The sequence below is a fragment of the Parageobacillus sp. KH3-4 genome (assembly GCF_022846435.1).
Taxonomy (GTDB): Bacteria; Bacillota; Bacilli; order Bacillales; family Anoxybacillaceae; genus Parageobacillus; species Parageobacillus thermoglucosidasius_A.
On sequence record NZ_AP025627.1, the window covers coordinates 2,821,754 to 2,840,485 of the forward strand.

At 43.5% G+C, this 18,732-nt stretch carries 19 protein-coding genes and 1 riboswitch; of the genes, 6 read left to right on the plus strand and 13 right to left on the minus strand.

Features of this window, described 5'->3' with window-relative positions; translation table 11 throughout:
• Nucleotides 1-77 precede the first annotated feature (77 nt).
• On the minus strand, nt 78-1,226 hold the full coding sequence (locus tag MWM02_RS14210; RefSeq protein ID WP_244402272.1) for a cation:proton antiporter: 1,149 nt from the start codon (nt 1,224-1,226) through the stop codon (nt 78-80).
• Between the two features lie 257 nt (nt 1,227-1,483).
• Nucleotides 1,484-3,892 (minus strand): GGDEF domain-containing phosphodiesterase, encoded by a 2,409-nt coding sequence (locus tag MWM02_RS14215; RefSeq protein ID WP_064551209.1) that lies wholly within the window; start codon nt 3,890-3,892, stop codon nt 1,484-1,486.
• A 343-nt stretch (nt 3,893-4,235) separates the two neighbouring features.
• Between MWM02_RS14215 and MWM02_RS14220 the strand changes: the two genes are divergently transcribed.
• Nucleotides 4,236-4,874, plus strand: a complete 639-nt coding sequence (locus tag MWM02_RS14220; protein WP_244402273.1) for a nitroreductase family protein — start codon at nt 4,236-4,238, stop codon at nt 4,872-4,874.
• Between the two features lie 172 nt (nt 4,875-5,046).
• Here the strand turns inward: MWM02_RS14220 and MWM02_RS14225 are convergent, their stop codons facing one another.
• The 3 genes from MWM02_RS14225 to MWM02_RS14235 all read right to left on the minus strand — a co-directional run bounded on the left by MWM02_RS14225 (nt 5,047) and on the right by MWM02_RS14235 (nt 6,835).
• Entirely contained in the window at nt 5,047-5,292 is a 246-nt protein-coding gene (locus tag MWM02_RS14225; protein ID WP_244402274.1) for a YueH family protein, read from the minus strand.
• Nucleotides 5,293-5,388: 96 nt separating this feature from the next.
• Nucleotides 5,389-6,138, minus strand: coding sequence for an SDR family NAD(P)-dependent oxidoreductase (locus MWM02_RS14230; protein ID WP_064551212.1), 750 nt, complete (start codon nt 6,136-6,138; stop codon nt 5,389-5,391).
• 148 nt (nt 6,139-6,286) lie between these two features.
• Entirely contained in the window at nt 6,287-6,835 is a 549-nt protein-coding gene (locus MWM02_RS14235) for a hypothetical protein (protein ID WP_064551213.1), read from the minus strand.
• Between the two features lie 162 nt (nt 6,836-6,997).
• On the opposite strand from MWM02_RS14235, the gene MWM02_RS14240 reads away from it, so the two are divergent.
• The 3 genes from MWM02_RS14240 to MWM02_RS14250 all read left to right on the plus strand — a co-directional run bounded on the left by MWM02_RS14240 (nt 6,998) and on the right by MWM02_RS14250 (nt 8,295).
• Nucleotides 6,998-7,192: a hypothetical protein gene (locus tag MWM02_RS14240; protein WP_064551315.1), complete on the plus strand. Its 195-nt coding sequence runs from the start codon at nt 6,998-7,000 to the stop codon at nt 7,190-7,192.
• 193 nt (nt 7,193-7,385) lie between these two features.
• On the plus strand, nt 7,386-7,976 hold the full coding sequence (locus tag MWM02_RS14245) for a cell wall hydrolase (RefSeq protein WP_064551214.1): 591 nt from the start codon (nt 7,386-7,388) through the stop codon (nt 7,974-7,976).
• Nucleotides 7,977-8,118: 142 nt separating this feature from the next.
• Complete coding sequence (locus MWM02_RS14250) at nt 8,119-8,295, plus strand: YkvS family protein (protein WP_013401353.1); 177 nt, start codon at nt 8,119-8,121, stop codon at nt 8,293-8,295.
• Nucleotides 8,296-8,353: 58 nt separating this feature from the next.
• Here MWM02_RS14250 and MWM02_RS14255 read toward each other — a convergent pair whose 3' ends face one another.
• The 5 genes from MWM02_RS14255 to queC form a co-directional block, all read right to left on the minus strand.
• Nucleotides 8,354-9,046, minus strand: coding sequence for an oxidoreductase (locus MWM02_RS14255; protein WP_064551317.1), 693 nt, complete (start codon nt 9,044-9,046; stop codon nt 8,354-8,356).
• A 78-nt stretch (nt 9,047-9,124) separates the two neighbouring features.
• Complete coding sequence (gene queF / locus MWM02_RS14260; protein ID WP_064551215.1) at nt 9,125-9,622, minus strand: preQ(1) synthase; 498 nt, start codon at nt 9,620-9,622, stop codon at nt 9,125-9,127.
• Nucleotides 9,623-9,653: 31 nt separating this feature from the next.
• Entirely contained in the window at nt 9,654-10,385 is a 732-nt protein-coding gene (queE, locus tag MWM02_RS14265; protein WP_064551216.1) for a 7-carboxy-7-deazaguanine synthase QueE, read from the minus strand.
• Between the two features lie 2 nt (nt 10,386-10,387).
• Nucleotides 10,388-10,822, minus strand: coding sequence for a 6-carboxytetrahydropterin synthase QueD (queD, locus tag MWM02_RS14270; RefSeq protein WP_064551217.1), 435 nt, complete (start codon nt 10,820-10,822; stop codon nt 10,388-10,390).
• A complete protein-coding gene (queC, locus tag MWM02_RS14275; RefSeq protein ID WP_198401571.1) occupies nt 10,819-11,484 on the minus strand; it encodes a 7-cyano-7-deazaguanine synthase QueC in 666 nt (221 codons plus the stop codon). The genes queD and queC overlap by 4 nt, the downstream gene beginning before the upstream one ends.
• A 78-nt stretch (nt 11,485-11,562) precedes the next feature.
• A riboswitch (PreQ1 riboswitch) is annotated at nt 11,563-11,607 on the minus strand.
• A 342-nt stretch (nt 11,608-11,949) separates the two neighbouring features.
• Here queC and MWM02_RS14280 point away from each other — a divergent pair.
• Nucleotides 11,950-13,560 (plus strand): methyl-accepting chemotaxis protein, encoded by a 1,611-nt coding sequence (locus MWM02_RS14280; RefSeq protein ID WP_064551219.1) that lies wholly within the window; start codon nt 11,950-11,952, stop codon nt 13,558-13,560.
• Nucleotides 13,561-13,795: 235 nt separating this feature from the next.
• On the opposite strand, the gene MWM02_RS14285 is transcribed toward MWM02_RS14280, so the two are convergent.
• Both MWM02_RS14285 and MWM02_RS14290 read right to left on the minus strand, forming a co-directional pair.
• Nucleotides 13,796-14,827 carry a YkvI family membrane protein gene (locus tag MWM02_RS14285; RefSeq protein WP_064551220.1) on the minus strand — a complete coding sequence of 344 codons (1,032 nt, stop codon included), beginning with the start codon at nt 14,825-14,827 and terminating at the stop codon, nt 13,796-13,798.
• 109 nt (nt 14,828-14,936) lie between these two features.
• Complete coding sequence (locus tag MWM02_RS14290; protein WP_244402275.1) at nt 14,937-15,671, minus strand: FixH family protein; 735 nt, start codon at nt 15,669-15,671, stop codon at nt 14,937-14,939.
• Nucleotides 15,672-15,884: 213 nt separating this feature from the next.
• Here MWM02_RS14290 and MWM02_RS14295 point away from each other — a divergent pair, with 213 nt between their 5' ends.
• Nucleotides 15,885-18,047 (plus strand): ATP-dependent Clp protease ATP-binding subunit, encoded by a 2,163-nt coding sequence (locus tag MWM02_RS14295; protein WP_064551222.1) that lies wholly within the window; start codon nt 15,885-15,887, stop codon nt 18,045-18,047.
• 26 nt (nt 18,048-18,073) lie between these two features.
• Here MWM02_RS14295 and MWM02_RS14300 read toward each other — a convergent pair whose 3' ends face one another.
• Nucleotides 18,074-18,730 (minus strand): TetR/AcrR family transcriptional regulator, encoded by a 657-nt coding sequence (locus MWM02_RS14300; RefSeq protein WP_064551223.1) that lies wholly within the window; start codon nt 18,728-18,730, stop codon nt 18,074-18,076.
• Nucleotides 18,731-18,732: the final 2 nt, after the last annotated feature.

Here is an 18,732-nt window from a genome sequence, read left to right on the forward strand (position 1 = left end):
TACTGTCTCGAAAGCAGAAGCAAAAATAACCAAACAAGCGAAAAAATGATGGAGGCTCAAGCCTCCATATTGTTTTGTTATGCTGCTTGTTTAGTAGCCTGCTTCCCTTTGAAAATCGCCTTTAATAACGGCGGTGTCACGATCGTTGTCGCAAGGACAACGACAACGAGAACAGCGAACAAATCAGGAGTCAATAGTTTTGTTTCCAAGCCAATACCAGCGATAATCAGTGCCACTTCACCACGCGAAACCATTCCAGCCCCAACCGCAAAAGAACTATTCCAAGAAAATCCGGCCAGTTTTGCCCCCAACGCGGCGCCGACCAGTTTTGTCAATACAGCTAATACGCTTAACCCAAGCATTAACCAAATATGCTTTAGCGCACCGGAAAATTCGACGGCTACCCCGATGGAAGTAAAAAAGACCGGTACAAAAATGGAGTATCCAATCGTTTCAACTTTTTCAAACACTTCCTGCTTATAATCCGTAAAACTTACGGCTAATCCAGCGATGTATGCACCGATAATCGCCGCTACTCCCGCCGCCTCTGCAAAATACGCAAACGCAAAACAAATAATTAATGCCGCAGAAATAACAGACTCTGATACACGCAACGGCGCAAATAGCCGCAGCACAAACGGTACGACTTTCCACGCCAATAAAATCGCAACGGCAAAGAAAATGATTTTTTTCAGAATGACAGCGCCAAGATGAACGTCGCTGCCGGTTAAGCTCATTAAAAACGCCAGCGCAATGATGACAAGAATATCATCGATTACTGCGGCACCTAATATTGCAGAGCCTTCCTTCGACTTCAGTTGATCCATTTCTTTCAGCGCTTGCACCGAAATGCTTACGCTTGTCGCCGACAGCAACAGTCCGAGAAATACAGCCTTTTCCATTGATAATCCGATCGCCATTCCCGCCGCATATCCAAGCGCCAACGGAACGACGATTCCAAGCACCCCGACATATGTAGCGGCTTTTCCTGTGCGCTTAAACTGGTCGATATCCGTTTCCAAGCCTGCGATAAACATTAATAAAATAACGCCGATCTGGCTTATTTCCTTTAAAATGTCCGTATCTTGCACAATCCCTAATACGCTTGGGCCAAGCACGATGCCAATCAACAGCTTTCCAAGCACAGCCGGCTGCCCTAAACGGACACTAATATCCCCCGCGATTTTTGCAGCAAATAAAATGGCTGCTAGTTGGACAATTAACATTCTCCACTCTCCTTATTTTTTTTCATGAAAGAACTACGTTTAGCGTATGCAAAAGGTTTCATTTTTAATAACAAAGAAAAAGAGGAAACGTAATAGCACGTTTCCCCATTTTCTTAGATTACGCTCAACATGTTGTTGGACTGCTGATATATTTTAGAAATTGTCCCGCTGCCAATCGTTTGTAAAACAAGCGCCAATTTTTTCACTTTTCCTGATTTCGCTATTCCCTGCTTGCGACGGAGTAAAGGAAAAGTATATTATCTCCATTTTCCAACAAATGATTGCAGCTTCATCAGTACACTTGGCAATTGTGCCAACGGTACGGGGCGACTAAAATAATATCCTTGCATCTCATCACAGCCTTTTTCCAGTAAAAAACGGACTTGCTCTTCCGTTTCCACTCCTTCGGCGGTCACGCTTAAATTTAATCGGTGCGCAAGCGAGATAATCGCCTCCACAATCTCCGCCCCTTTTCGATTTTCGTGAAAATCGCGGATAAAAGAGCGGTCTATTTTCACCGCGTCAATTGGAAAACGATTTAAATAATTTAGTGAAGAGTAGCTGACACCAAAATCATCGATGGCAATCATAATTCCTTGCTCTTTTAGCGCTTGTAAAATACGAATCACTTCATTCGGCTCTTTCATAATCGTCGTTTCCGTAATTTCGAAAACAAACGATGATGGCGGAACATCGGCGCTCGTTAAAATATTGGACACTGTAGCTTTTAGCGAGCTGTCCATAAATTGTCTCGCCGATAAATTAACAGCCATTTTCAGCGCAGAAAATCCATTTTTATGTAAATGTTTCAAATCATTGCATGATTGCTGGAGCACCCATTTTCCGATTTTCTCAATCATATTTGTCTCTTCAGCGATTGGAATAAATTCCGCCGGGCTTACCATGCCTAGCTGCGGATGCTCCCAGCGGATCAGCGCTTCAACGCTGATCGCGCCTGTCTGAACATTTACCTTTGGCTGGTAATAAAGTGAAAATTCGTTATTTTCAAGAGCTGTTTGCAAATCGTTTTCTAAACGAATTCGCTTTACAAAAATATCATGTAATTTCGATTGATATTGGACAACACGATGGACACCATTCGTTTTCGCATAATAAACCGCTTTTCCCGCATTATTTAGCAACGTTTCTACCGAACGATCCGCATCATGTGCATAGCTTACCCCGATATTTATCGTGACATTTAGCTTTTCCCCGGCAATGAAATACGGCTCATTCAGCAAACGATCAAGTTTTTTTAGCAGCCAGTTCACTTCTTCTTGTTTTTGATATGTACAAACAACCGCAAACTCATCATCGCCAATTCTCGCCAAAAACACTTGTTCTGACTGGATTTTTTTCAACCGCCGCGCCAATTCCTTTAACAGTTCATCACCGTTTACATGACCAAGAAAATCATTAATAAACTGAAAGCGGTTAATATCGATTAATAGCACAGCGATACTAGTATGCCGAAGCAGCAGTTCATTCAGCTTTTCCCTTAAATAATTACGGTTTGGAAGCACCGTAAGAGGATCATATTGTGCCATAAATTCAATTTTTTTCTCTTTGCTCTTTTGCTCCGATAGGTCGCGAATAATAAGAAATTGCGCGCTTTGTCCGTAGTAATCAATGGACGTTTCCTTCACGTCGACTTCTTTTTGTTCCCCGCATAACGATGTTAATACCCATTCATTTTCCTGCTGTTCGCGTTTTTCGAGAAAATCGCTTAGCCTTTTCCCTTTTACAAAGTCCATCTGTTCGGCCTTTACCATTTCCAGTCCGGCCGGATTCATGTAGTGAATCGTCCCATCGACTTGAATGATAATAGGATCAGGCAAAAATTCGATTACTTTCCGGTATAATTCCTCGCTTTGTTGAAGCTGCTCCTGTACTTGAATAAAGTCGGTGATATCGCGAAGCATCGACAATCCTGCGACTACTGTGCCATCCTTTCCGAAAACTGGAGTAACATTTGCGGATACATACACTTTTTTCCCATCTTTTCGTATCAGCGACAAACGAGCAGACGTTAAACTTTGACCGCGGCTAAGCTTCTGCAAGCTTCGCTGCAGTCTGGCATGATATCCCGGCAAAAAATCGGCGATTTTTTTTGTAACTACTTCTTTCTCGCTCCAGCCCAACAGCCGTTCTACTTCACGGTTAACCCGCAAAATCCGTCCAGTCAAATCAAACATCACAATCGCATCGTGCGACTGTTCAAGAAACGAATGAAACAGCTGATGAATTTCCTCAAGCTGTTTTTCACGAGCAATTTGTTCTGTAATATCCCGAGTAAAACAAATCATATACGGAATCGTTCCATCCTCTTTAAATGTAGGCACAATCATCGACTCAGCAATTCGCAATTCACCGTTGATATTCACTTGGTCGCGATATGTAACAATCTTCCTCGTTTCAAACGCTTTTCGATATTGTTTATTTAAATACGAAGCAATTTCCTTTGGATAAACATCCTCGATGCATTTTCCGATATCTTTTTCGGTCAAATTCGCTAAATAAAGCGCATGAGAACTAACACGAACATAACGAAATTTAGGTCCTGCTTCCACTTTCATTAAAAACACTACATCGAATAGCTCGTTCATAATCGTAAACAGCAGCTGCTCATCAACAACGATGTCATAAAGAAATCGATTTCGAGTCATCTCATTCATCCCTTTATGTCATGAAATAACAGCGAATTAATCAATATTAATTATCGATGTTATTAAATTGTTACCTAATTATAGATCGATATGTTCTTTCACTTATTTTTTCGGCAAAAAAGTTTGTATCGTTAATACGTTTTCCCCTAAATTTTCAGGAAAAGCACATCATTGGATTGCCGCAATTTTCAAATGCAATGAAAGCAAAAGCATTTCTAAAACATCTTCGTTTAAAAAATTGACAAAAGCATAAGGATAAATTTATGATGATAACAAACTCTTTAGTTATGAAAAGTTAGTTGGTTATATTTTTAATCCAATAACAGAAATTGGAGGTAATAATATGGTAAACACTATTTCCACGCCCGCAAAAGACTTTTTTGCTGTCATTGACGAGCGGCAATCTGTTCGGAAATACGACCCAAACGTTTCCATTAGCAAAGAAGAACTGCGCGACATCATTGAAATGGCAGGAAAAGCGCCGTCAGCATGGAACTTGCAACATTGGCATTTTGTCATCATTCATGGAAAAGAAGCGCAACAACGTCTATACCCAATCGCCAATCATCAACAGCAAGTTGTCGATGCTTCCGCCGTCATTGCTGTATTAGGTGATTTAGAAGCGTATAAAAATACGGACGCGGTATATGATTCATTAGTAAATGAAGGAGCAATGTCGCAAGAAATAAAAGAAAGAATCGCGCAGCAAATCGAAGCGGCATACAGAAATAAACAATATGCCCGTGATGCAGCATTTAACAACGCCTCGCTCGCCGCTATGCAGCTTATGCTAGTTGCTACGGCAAAAGGATGGGCGACGTGCCCGATCGGCGGCTTTAACGCTGAACAATTTAAACAAGAATTTCATATTCCTGAACGTTATATTCCGATTATGCTCATTACAATCGGCAAAAGCGTCGCTCCTGCCCGCCGTACAACACGGTTGCCTATTGAAACAATCACCACATGGATAGAGCGATAAGCGTCTGCTTGATCCTGCAAAAACCAAAAAAGATGACCATATTTTGGTCATCTTTTTTTCATAAGTTGAAAAACAAATAAACGGCTGTCTTTTTGTCAACTTCTCGCTCTATCGAACGCTTCTTTATGTTTTCCCAGCTTGAAAAAACTCCATCGCGGTTTACTTACGTTGTTTACATTTCGTGCACCCAATATAATAGTTTGTTTACAAGCGTTTCCATATGCTCTTGCGGAACTGCTTTCGTCAATGATGATGCTAATCGTTCCTTTAACATTTCCGTTTCCTCATCGTAGCGGACCAAAAGCGACCATTCGAGGTCGGGAATAGCTACAACAATATATTCTTCCTTTTTATTTTCATAAATGTAAACATTGGTTGGCGTCCGTTCATCAAATAATACCGCTTTTCGAATTTTCATCGTCATCCTCCGTCCTTTGTACTATCTTATATTTTGCATTGCAAATCCATGTCGAACGTTCAATGCGGCACCACGCCACTCAACGATTCACAGCATCTACTCGACGTAAATCATCTTTCTCGTCATTCCGCCATCAATGACAATGTTTGCCCCGGTAATAAAGTCATTTTCATCATCGCACAAATACAGACAAGCGCGTGCGATGTCTTCCGGCTTGCCGACGCGCCGCGCTGGATGCTGTGCATGGTCAATTTCCCGCAACTGGCCGTAATCCCCTGTTTCAATCCATCCTGGACTGATTGCATTCACACGAATATGATCATCAGCAAACGAAACAGCTAACGCATGAGTCAATGACAAAATTCCTCCTTTAGAAGCAGCGTATGCTTCCGAGTGAGGCTCCGACATGAGCGCCCTTGTCGACGCGATATTGACAATCGCCCCACCTGTTTCGTTTTTCCGCATATACTTCGCCGCTTCGCGCGATCCAAAGAAGACGCTCCGTAAGTTGGTGTGAAGCACATCGTCCCACTCTTCAACCGTTAACTCATATGGAGATTTCCATCTTGACACACCTGCATTGTTAATTAAATAATGCAAACGGCCATACGTTTCAAACGTTTCTCTCATCAGGCTCTCTATTTCATCGACTTTCCGAACATCAGTCGGAATGAAACGCGCCTCTAACCCTTTTTCCTTTAATGCTAAAACAAGCTTTTCCCCCGCTTCTTCGGCAATATCGGCAATTACGACATTCGCTCCTTTTTCCGCAAACATTGTGGCAATAGACTTTCCAATGCCATTTGCTCCGCCAGTGACGATAACCACTTTTCGCAAAAAATCCATCTTTCTCCCAACCTTTCTCTTCGTTTTATGCGACAATTCCGCAGCAAATAGCGTTCCAGCAGCCAATGGTCTTCTAACAAAAAGTATACCACTTTGACTGGTTGCATCAAAAAAAGAGACCGCAGCAAAACAGCGGTCTTTTTTATGTTTACCGATATGATCCCGGGAGCAATGGAACATATGGCGCCATTCCTCCGTAGTAAGGCATCGGTGTGTAATAGACTGTCGGCATCGGTGCCCCGAACGGCATCATTGGGCTACATGCGGGAAGCGGAACACTTGGAACCATCCATGACATTGGCAACATCGGTGGAAGCACAGGGCTTCCTGCTCCGCTGACAGCGCCTTGCATTTCTGCTGCAGACGGCATCTGCATCGGCGCTGCTCCGGTAAACTCAACATTTTCACCCATTGGCACTCTCTCTCCCATGTCAAACGTCATCATTGGCGGTGCGACATCCGGATTGTCAAACTCATCATTATCGACAAACGACGTCATTCCTCCTGCCATCGGATGATGCCAGTTCTCCATAGGATATTCTTGCACCGGCAGGACCGGATAAGAAGGGGCTGGCATTGGCATAGCTGGCGGTACGTTATTTTCCATCCGCTCTGCATCATCCTCCGTTCTTTCTTCTACATCATGGCTTTGTTCATAAAAAAATGGATCATCCATATACGAATCCCAATGATTCACACTTTTCTCCTCCTCATTTTTCATTTATGATACACACCCATCCATATTGTATGTGGAAACAAGCAAAGGGTGTTTGTTCCTAAAAAAATGGGTATTTATCCTATGGCGCTGCTGCGCTACTATATGTTTGTGACAACATTCATCGGTGGAGGTGAGCGAGCGATGGATGAAAAATTAGCCGCTAAACTTCTCGATGAATTGCGCAACGGAACGATTTCAGAACTGCTAGTGAAAAAAGAAGATTTTCCCACGTTTCGTAACGTTCTCGTAAAACAAAACGACTTTAAACATTTCCGCGGTATTGCGCAACGGGGAGGAGACGTCATTTACCATTATCAAGAAAAACCGCGAAGCTAATTCCCCAATCATTCATTAATTAGCGCCGATTTTCCAGCATGGAAATCGGCGCTTTTTCTTTCTAAAAAAATTTCCATTCCTCCTATGAAACTAGTAATATCAATGGAAAATGCATTTTCCCAACATTTGTATAATGATAGAAAAAGAAAACCTTGTTACTCTAGTAACGAATTAAAGAGAAGGAGGGAATTGGATGAAAAAAATAAGGAAGCTTATGCTAGCATCGATTTTTTACGGCGCATTTTTACTTGGAGGTCATGCTCATGCCGCCACAACTCATACAGTAAAACATGGAGAAACGCTTTGGAACATTGCCAAACGATACGGCGTTCCATTAAAACAGCTGCAAAAGCAAAATGGCAAGTACACCGATGTATTATCTCCTGGCGAAAAGTTAGTTATCCCTGAAACAACGATTTCTGCAAGCGAAAAAGATTTATTAGCCCGCCTCGTTCATGCGGAAGCAAAAGGCGAACCGTATGCGGGAAAGGTGGCCGTAGCAACCGTTGTATTAAATCGAGTGGATCACCCTGATTTTCCTGATACGATTCGCGAAGTGATTTATGAGCGCTCTGGCGGCCATTATGCGTTCACGCCGGTGCAAAACGGAACGATTTATGAACCGGCAGGCCGTGAAGCATATCATGTCGTTGAAGAAGCCCTTGCTTTTCGCGGTTTAGGAAATGGCTCATTATATTTCTATAATCCAAAAACGGCGAAAAGCAACTGGCTGCGTTCGAAACAAGTCACTGTAGTGATTGGAAACCACGTGTTTGCCAAGTAAGAAAGGAGCTTTTTTCACAAGCTCCTTTCTTTTCTAGAAAAAATCGGTTATAAAAATAAAATACGACATAAAGCCCTTTACTTAAAAATGAAAATGAGGCAAACTAGAACAAACACAATAAAAACAAAAAAGGAGAATGAACATGAAAAAAGCAAAAGTTGGCGACATTATCGAATTTAAAAACGGATTGCGAGGAATCGTGGAAAAAGTCAATGAAAATTCTGTCATCGTTGATCTAACGTATATGGAAAATTACAGAGAGTTGGATTTGCAAGAACGAACTGTCGTCAATCATAAAAATTACAAAATTATTAAATAGGAACGAAAACAGAGGCTGTCCCCCTATTTTAGGACAAGGACAGCCTCCGTCCGTTTTGCTAGGAAATGCGGGCTACTTGATCTGATTCATATATATGCGTACCGTTTTGGCAAGAAGTCGCAACATAAAACATGGCAAAGGCCAGCTGTTTTGCTTCCACTGGCTTGTATTTTTCCCATTTTCCAACAAATAAAAACGGGAGACAGCCTAGTAGCCAGCCCGCCACTTTTTCTCCAAAGCGAAATTCCCGCCGTTTTCCAAGAAGAAGCGAAGGCCGGAAAATGTGCAATGACGGAATCGAAAGTCTCTGCAGCGCCTCTTCGGTTTCCCCTTTCACTCGATAATAAAAGAAAAGAGAGCGCGGGTTTGCCCCAAGAGCAGAAACGGTTAAAAAGCTTCTTACACGGCATTTTTCCGCCAGCACCGCCGCGCGCAACGTATATTCATAGTCCACTTGGATAAACTGCTGCCTCGTTTTTGCTTTTTTCCGCGTTGTTCCAAGGCAGCAAAACACATCATCTACGCGGAAATACCGTTCATATGATTCTAATTTATTGAAATCTATCACTACTTGCCGGAGTTTTTCATGATGGACAGGCAACGGACGCCGGACTAAAATGGTTACTTGTTTATATATATCTGATCCCAACAACAACGTTAGCAATTCGCTTCCAACAAGCCCGCTCGCCCCGATTAATAGAGCCCTCCTGCACTCCAAAGCTAAAACCTCCAAATGAAAAGTCAATGTCATTATATATGACTTTCGCGAAAAAAACCACAGTTTTTTCCTGCACAAAACGACATCTTCCTATGAATAGGAAGATGCGCATTAACGGTTATCCACTTTTTCGGGATATAAATCATGGTTCATTAAACGGTATTCCGCCATTTTCTCATACTTCGTCCCCGGACGTCCCCAATTGCAATACGGGTCAATCGAAATGCCGCCGCGCGGCGTAAATTTTCCCCACACTTCAATGTAACGGGGCTCCATTACTTTAATTAAATCATTCATAATAATATTGACACAGTCCTCATGAAAATCTCCGTGATTGCGAAAGCTGAACAAATATAATTTTAGCGACTTGCTCTCGACACATTTTTTATCAGGAATGTAGCTGATGTAAATCGTCGCAAAGTCCGGTTGCCCAGTTTTCGGACATAACGTCGTAAACTCCGGGCAATTGAATTTCACGAAATAATCGCGGTCAGGATGTTTATTCTCAAACACTTCCAACACTTCCGGGCTGTATTCGAACAAATATTTTGTTCCTTGGTTGCCGAGCAATGTAAGATTTTTTAATTCTTCCTCTTTTCTTCCTGCCATCATTATTCCCCTTTCCTGCTTATTCATTTGCTTATACGCCGCGCTTGTTTCCCCACAACAGCGCGTGCAGCTGCGGCAAAACGCGCACGTCGTTCAGTTCGTTTGATTGCGCCACTTTTTCCACCAGCCAGTCCAGCTTCGCCAACAATTTTTCACGCAGTGCCGCGGTATCTTTCTCCATTATATCGTCATTCCCGGCTTGCAAATAAAACGAAATATTCGGGTAACGCTTGTGAATCATTTTCGCATAGTCAAAATCATCGTCATCAAATACGACGACTTTCAAGCTAACATGGGGCGCCCGCCCCGCGCTGACCAGCTTATCGATGATGCAATCAAGCACTGCAAAATCCGTCTCCATTCCGGAACTTGGCGGTTTTGGCGAAATCGTGACATCATCAATATCGTATAGCCAATCTTGCCAGCGGCTTCCTTGTGTTTCGACCGCAATGCGAATACCTTTATTTTTTAATAATAATACAAGCTCTTCAAGCGCTTGAATGAGAACAGGATTCCCTCCCGATATCGTAACATGGCGGAAACGGTCGCCGCCAAGTTCGCATAGGCGTTCCCAAATTTGCTCGGCAGTCATTTGCCGGATTTCTTCTTTTGCCGATCCGTCCCATGTAAAGGCAGAGTCGCACCAGCGGCACGAATAGTCGCAGCCGGCTGTGCGGACAAACATCGTTTTCTGCCCGATCACCATGCCTTCTCCTTGAATCGTCGGCCCGAAAATTTCAAGGACGGGAATTTTTTTTGCCATGATCATTTCCCCGCTTTCGGCCGATAAACAACGTAGCTTGTCGGCGTTTCGCGCACGAACACTTGCAAACATTTTGGCTTGTGCGGCAATGTATCCAAATGCGCTTGCACCGTTTCATAAATTTTGCGGGCGATGACTTCGCTTGTCGGAAAATCGTTGCTATTTTGATCATTGAACCAATCTTGATGTTCGTTCATTAACGTATGATCCAGTTTGCCATGGATAAGCTCTTTCAACTCTTGAAAATTCACTAAAAACCCCGCATCGTCCAGTTCATCGCCCGCCACCGTAATGTTCACGGTATATATATGGCCATGCATGTTCGCGCATTTTCCCGCTTTCTCGTGAGGAATAAAGTGAGCTGCCGCAATATGCATATCTTTATTTAATTCGTATCGGTAATTGTGAAATACTTGCGGATAAAGCTGGTGTATCATAATTGATTTGCCCCTTCCTTTTCTTTCATATACTCTTCAAGCCCCCGTCTTCGCAACACACAAGCCGGGCACTCGCCACAGCCGTCGGCGATAATCCCGTTATAACAAGTTAGCGTCTTCGTTCGCACAAACTCGAAAGCGCCAAGTTCATCGGCAAGTTTCCACGTCTGTGCTTTCGTAAGCCACATTAATGGCGTATGAATCACAAATTGGTAATCCATTGCTAAATTCAATGTGACATTTAGCGATTTGATAAATATATCCCGGCAATCCGGATAGCCGCTAAAATCTGTTTCGCACACGCCCGTTACGAGATGGCGTGCTCCTTTTTGCTTGGCGAGTACCGCTGCGAACGACAAAAACAATAAATTTCGCCCATCTACAAACGTCGATGGCAATTGCCCTTCTTTTTGCTCAATAGCGATATCGCTTCGCGTAAGTGCATTTGGTGCCAATTGATTTAACAGCGACATATCCAAAACGGTATGAGGAATACCGAGTTCCTTCGCAATCGAAGCCGCCACTTCAATTTCGAGACGATGGCGCTGACCATAGTCAAACGTCACCGCTTCTACTTCATCAAATTGTTTTAACGCCCAAAATAAACAGGTCGTGCTATCTTGCCCTCCGCTGAAAACGACCATCGCTTTTTCCTTTTTCATCATCGTCGCTCTCCTTTCTGTCATTTCAAGAAGAACGAGCATTCTAAAACAAAAAAGCTATACCCTCTAAGGATATAGCCGTCCCTAGTTTTTTATAGAGGGTTGTTCTAGAACCTCTCCCGCGCCTACCGGCGCGGACTTCTTCTTCGATTTTCTTTGCTTGCTTAACCATTAGCTTTTCTTATTGTACCTCTTTTTGTGTTTTATTGACAACCATACAATATAGGCGAGAATGTGAACAAAAATAAAAGCAGCATCTTACTGGCTACATTTCCAAATATATTGGAATGTCATCATTCTGTCCAACAGATGATATTGCCAAACGAAATCATCAAATGTTCCCACTCCCGTTATTAAAACGCGAACATGGCTATTTTCTTTAAACAAACATTTTGTTTTATCGACAGTTGATATATCTGAATATTCCGTATATATTGAAAGAAATAAGAATAGGGGGGATAAACGATGAAACAGCTAATCAAACGGCAGCGAGCGAAGCAAGCATTAAACAAAGTCGTCGGGGTCGCTGAAAAACTGCGGCAGTCTCTTGACGTAAACCGTCCGCTAGAGGAGCAATTGGAACGTGTCCGTTCACTTCTTGACAGCGAACTACAGCAAGATGAGTACTTTTTAATCGTTGATGAAACAGGGTGCGCAATCGTTCATACGAATCGATTGCGCGAAGGCCGCGTTTTTTCCGATGAGGTGGGACAAAAAGCCGCTAAAACAACGGAACCGCTTTTGCAAGTGTACGAGCGTGATACAGGGGAGGTGCTCATAGATGCAAGCTGTCCTTTATTTACGGACTTTAATGGAAAGCGCTTTAATCTGCGATTGGGAAGATTGATGCACCGTCCTTATTTGCAAACTTACTTTTTATTTCTTTCCATTGTTCCTGCCATGCTCAGCTTTCTCATCACGCTGCTTTTTTCGCTATCTTCGTTATGGACATGCGCTGCGACAATGATCGTCAGCTTGATCATAAGCTCGCTTTTTTACCGCTCTCTTGTCAATGAACTGCGCCATTGGTATAGCGCCACTCGCTCCGTTTCATCCGGAAACCTTCATACAGAAGTACATACTGGCCGAAAACGCAATGAATTTCATCAAATTGCATACGAAATAAACAAAATGATTTTCGGCATTCGCGCGATGATCACCGAGTTAGCGAAAGCCGCCAATACGGTAAATCAAGTAAGCGAACAACAGCGGCTGGAAACAAAACGGCTTTCTGAATCGTTTGATGAAATCGCCGCAGCAATGGAAACGTTCCGCGAAGGCACGAAACAGCAAACCGCATCGGTAGAACAAGCCAACCATTTAGTAATACAGATGGTCGAACGGGTGCAAAAAATGCAGGAAGAAGTGGAACGTGTCGTTTCACAGGCAAAAACCGCTCTCGCATCGATGGACGAAGGAAACCGCCTCATTGAAGAAACAAAACAAAAAATGGATACGATGCAACAAGAAATAAACAAAACGACGGCATTAATCCAAGCTGCATCACAAGAAGCGGCCAACGCCCAAAACATGATTTCCGCCATTCGAACGATCACCAAACAAACGAATTTGCTCGCGTTAAACGCATCGATCGAAGCCTCGCGCGCAGGAGAAACAGGAAAAGGCTTTGCCGTTGTCGCTCAAGAAATCCGCAAGCTTGCTGAAGATACAAACGATTTTGCTGCGCAAATTTTATCTTCGCTGCAGACGATGACAAGCGTGCTGCGTAACGCCGTCCAAGCCGTACAGGAAAACGAGCAGCATGTAGAAAAAACGAAACATTCGCTATGGAAAACGGGCGAAACATTCGCATTATTCCATCAAATGTTTTCCGAACTCAACACACTATTGCAGCAAAATCAAATCCATGTCGAGGCGGTTACCGGCAACGGCCAGAACCTTCAGCGCCTAATTGGTGATATTAACATCATCGCCAACGATTTCACAAATATGGTACAAGAAACTACCGCCGGATTAGAACAGCAAACTGCCGCCATCCATGAACTAGCAAAAGAAGCGGATGTTTTGCTTACTTCTGTTCAACAACTTCAGCAAATTGTCAACCGTTTTCATTGAAAACGGCAAAAAACGCGACTATGTTAGTGAACAATTCGCTGCCGGCAATGATATGGCGAACAGCAATCGCTGATAAGCTCTCCATTTCCTTTTGCTTTTCCCTTGGAATCTTGGAAAGAGCAGCAACTGCAAAGTTTAGTCGATTAGAACCAATGCTGCGTCCGCCAACGCTGTCATTGACTAGCCGAATTATAAAAGCGTTTGTCCGTTTTCACGCGGACAAACGCTGTCTACGCTATTTTGGCATTTTTCGCACACATAGCAACAAAAGAAAGACAAAGCTGATATACCCAAACAACGGATATAAAAACGACAAAAGCGAACTATAACGAAACAAACTGGCCGCGTACAATAAAGCGAACAAAGCAATAAGAAACAAGCTATTCGAAACAGAAAACATCGTGCGGAATTGCCGTTGCAGCCCAAACACGCCGCCAATGATAGACGTCAAAATTTCTCCGTAAATGACGAGAATATACACCCAGTAAAATAAAGAAAAAAAAGAACGAATTACTTCCGCCATCGGAATATCGTAACTCATCACATTTGGGAACGATAATAAAACGAAATGACTGCTCAATAAAATGCCCGTAAGCAGCAATCCTCCAATCATTGCTCCGCGCTGCACAGTCGTTTCATCATCGGCTTCCTGCGCTAATGGCACAAGCACAGGCTGCGCCATCGTTAAATTAAACGCGGCATACGAAAGCGGGGCAAGAAACGCCTTTAATGAATGATCGATTGTCATCCATCCTTCGCTACTCCATTTTTCCATGGCGAACAGCTTTAAAAGAACGATGGAGCTAAACAGCACCATGATCGGAACGATCAACGCATTAACACTAAACAACCCTTTTATATCGTATAACATCACAACAAGAGATAAACATAGCGTTATCGTGATCCCTGCCTGCTTTGGCATCCCGAGCTGCTCTTCAAACACCGCGCCCGCGCCCGCGATCATTACCGCAACCACTCCCATAATCATGGCCGTCATAATAATCGTAACAAACGGACTCATTACGTTTCCAAATAAATAGCGGTTAAACTGCTGGTAAGAGACCGCACCAATCCTGCGCGCCATCACCATCATTCGCGCTCCCATCCATGTAAATAAGCTGCCGCTGATGATCACTCCCATCGTGCCAAAAGCTCCGTATTGAGTGAAAAATTCGACGATCTCCTTTCCTGTCGCAAATCCCGCGCCAACGACTGTTCCGACGTAGACAGCGGCAATTTGCCACGCTTCTGACCATTTTTTCCACACTTCTGCTGCCTCATCCTCCTTGTCCACACTTTATTTCATATATATGTAAACGCGGACAAAGAAAGACGAAATAATAAAGAAAAAGGATGCCAAAACAAAGCATCCTTTTTTATTTCACCGTAATTTGTTCGATTTGATGCTCATGCAATTCTTTCGCCTCTACGTGGATTTTTACCGAGTATGTTCCTTTTTCTTGGAAAGTTGCCGCCGCTTCATATTGGCCAGCTTGTGTCTCGCTTGCATCAATGAACTCATGCTTTCCGCTATCTTTCCACACTTCAAAACGAACCACGGCGTTTGTCAGCGGTTTCCCGGCGTGAGCAATCCGCGCCGTCAAACTTACAGGCTTATTGACTGCATATTCCTTATGTTGCAGCATTATCGATAAGTCAGCGTGATGATGGCCGCCATGTCCAGCATTATCACCGTGTTCTTGGTGCTGTTTGGACTCTTGGCCAACAATAATATCTTTTTTCGGCATATTGTGCATGTTCCGCGCTGTGACATGCGCAACGACGGAATATGTTCCTGGCTCTGTAAACGTTTTGGTGACGGAATATTTACCGCTTCCTTCATTTTTCGCCTTTAGCATATCATGTTGTTCGCTTCCGTGTTTCCAAATTTCAAATTTCACTTCATCGGCGTCGTCTACTTTTTCACCTCCGTATGTTACGACACACGCAATCGTTGTTTCTTTGTTTAACTCAATATGGTCGTCTGCTTCTATTTTCACTTCCAACATCGCCGGCTTTTCCGGTTTTTTCTCTTGCTTCTCTTGATCGCAAGCCGCGAATAAAAGCAATGACGACATCAGCAACGCCAAAAACGCATAAACTTTTTTCATCCTTTTCACCCTCGCTAAACTTTTTTCTGTCCCAAACTATATCATAAGTTTGCCGCGTTCTATACCATCGTTCACCGTTTTTCCAAAAACATTTCACGATTACAACAAATTTTTTTGAAAAAAACACTTGAAAGTCAAAGATAGTCAAAGTATAATAAAGACAGAAAGTCAAAGATAGTCAAAGTCAAACGGTAAAAAAGGAGGTTATGCCTCATGCTTTGCCAAGTATGTCAGCAAAACGAAGCAACAGTATTTATCAACTTGCAATTTAACCATGAGAAAAAACAAATGCATCTTTGCCATGAATGTTATGAAAAACAAAAACAAGAGCTTTCCATCCCAATGAACTTCGGGTTTGGAGGCTTTTCGTCATTCCCGTTTGATGATTTCTTTATGAACGATTTTTCGCCAACTTCAGAAATGGGCACGCCACAGCCAAATATCGCACAGCCACCGCAACGCAACAGAAAAGGCGGCGGCTTCCTAGATCAATTCGGCCGCAACTTGACGCAACTTGCGAAAGCCGGTCTGATTGATCCAGTCATCGGCCGTGATAAAGAAATCGAACGCGTTATCGAAATTTTAAACCGCCGCAATAAAAACAACCCGGTATTAATCGGGGAGCCAGGCGTCGGGAAAACGGCGATCGTCGAAGGACTTGCCTTGAAAATTGCGGAAGGACAAGTTCCGGAAAAACTATTAAATAAAGAAGTATATTTGCTTGACGTCGCCTCGCTTGTCGCCAACACGGGCATCCGCGGTCAATTTGAAGAGCGCATGAAACGTCTTATCGCTGAATTGCAACAACGCAAAAACATCATTCTTTTCATCGACGAAATTCACTTGCTCGTCGGCGCCGGTTCGGCGGAAGGTTCAATGGATGCCGGCAACATTTTAAAACCAGCGCTTGCCCGCGGTGAATTGCAAGTCGTCGGCGCGACCACATTGAAAGAATACCGACAAATTGAAAAGGACGCCGCGCTTGAACGCCGCTTCCAACCAGTGATCGTCCATGAGCCAACAGTCGAACAAGCAATCACGATTTTAAAAGGCATTCAGCCAAAATACGAGCAATTCCACCATGTGAAATATACGGATGAAGCGATTGAGGCGTGCGTGAAATTGTCGCATCGCTACATTCAAGACCGCTTCTTACCAGACAAAGCGATCGACTTGTTAGACGAAGCCGGCTCCAAAGCGAACTTGCACATTGGTCCGACAGATGAAAAACAAATTCAAGAGCGCCTTGCGCAAATCGCCAAAGAAAAAGCAAAAGCAGTGAAGGAAGAAAATTTCGAACTGGCAGCGAAATTGCGCAGCGAAGAGTTGAAATTGGAAAAACAACTACAAAACGGCGTAAACCAAGAACGCCCAGTCGTCGATGTTGCCGATATCCAACGCATTATTGAAGAGAAAACTGGCATTCCTGTTGGCAAACTGCAAGCCGATGAAAAAGAAAAAATGAAACATTTAGAAGAAAACTTGGCGAAAAAAGTGATTGGCCAAGAAGAAGCAGTGAAAAAAGTAGCGAAAGCGATCCGCCGCAGCCGCGCGGGATTAAAAGCAAAACATCGCCCAGTCGGTTCGTTCTTATTCGTCGGTCCAACTGGCGTCGGAAAAACAGAGCTGGCGAAAACGCTCGCAGAAGAATTGTTCGGCTCGAAAGATGCAATGATTCGCCTCGATATGAGCGAATATATGGAAAAACATTCGGTATCGAAATTAATCGGTTCACCTCCTGGCTATGTCGGTTTTGAGGAAGCCGGCCAGCTTACAGAAAAAGTGCGCCGCAATCCATACAGCATTATCTTGCTTGACGAAATTGAAAAAGCGCACCCGGATGTGCAGCACATCTTCCTACAAATTTTAGAAGACGGCCGTCTCACTGACAGCCAAGGCCGCACCGTAAGCTTTAAAGACACGGTCATCATCGCGACAAGCAACGCCGGTGTTACCGATAAAAAAATTACGGTCGGATTCGAAAAACAAGAGACAACGCACACAAGCGTTCTTGAGTCGTTGAATGCCTACTTCAAGCCGGAATTTTTAAACCGTTTCGATGCGATTATCGAATTCAAACCGCTGCAAAAAGAACATATGCTGCAAATTGTGGATCTCATGCTTAACGAAGTAAAAGCGACATTGCGCGAACAACACATCGAACTTGACGTAACGCCAGCGGCGAAAGAAAAATTGGCGGAACTTGGCTACCATCCAGCGTTCGGCGCTCGTCCGCTCCGCCGCGTCATCCAAGAACACGTCGAAGACAAAATCGCCGACGTCTTGCTTGATGAAAACGATCAAGTGCAAGCGATTCGCATCGATGTCGAAAATGACGCGATTGTCGCAAAGGCTTTGCATAAACAAACCGCCTAATCCCCTATCGGATAGGCGGTGTTTTTTTATTTTTTCGCTAATCCACGCATTAAACATTGAACGGTTCTTTCCATTTCCGCTTCGTCATCCCATTCGTAATCCGGCAACACGATAAACCGCGTCAGCAAAAACCCGGCAATCGCTGTGATCGTCATGCGGATGACCGAATCAACGGGAATCGCGGCAATTTCTCCTTTCATTTGGAAATATTCCACAATTCGCTTAAATTTTTGATATACATGTGCTGTAAAAATGCGCTGAAATTGTTCCTTAATTTCCTCATGAAACGCGATTTCCTGCCAAAACACCCGGATCGCCGGCAAATATTTTTTCACAAATTGATAGCGGTTTTTCAAAAGAGCGCGGATGAAGTCTTCATAGCTTTGATACTGGCTTTCAAACACTTCTTTGACAAACTCTTTCGCTAAAAATGGGGCGACGGATTTAAACAGCGTCGGAGTGACAATCGCCAAGAGTAAATCCTTTTTTGTTTTATAGTGGCGAAAAATCGTTCCTTCGGCCACTCCTGCCTTCTTGGCGATTTCGCTTGTCGAAGTGGCGGCGTAGCCTTTTTCCGCAAACATTTCAATCGCCGCTTGTAAAATTTTTACTTGCTTCTCGCTAAGCTTCACATCTTCCCCATTTCGTTGCAATAGTTCTTTCAGCCACTGCTGTTCGTTCATTC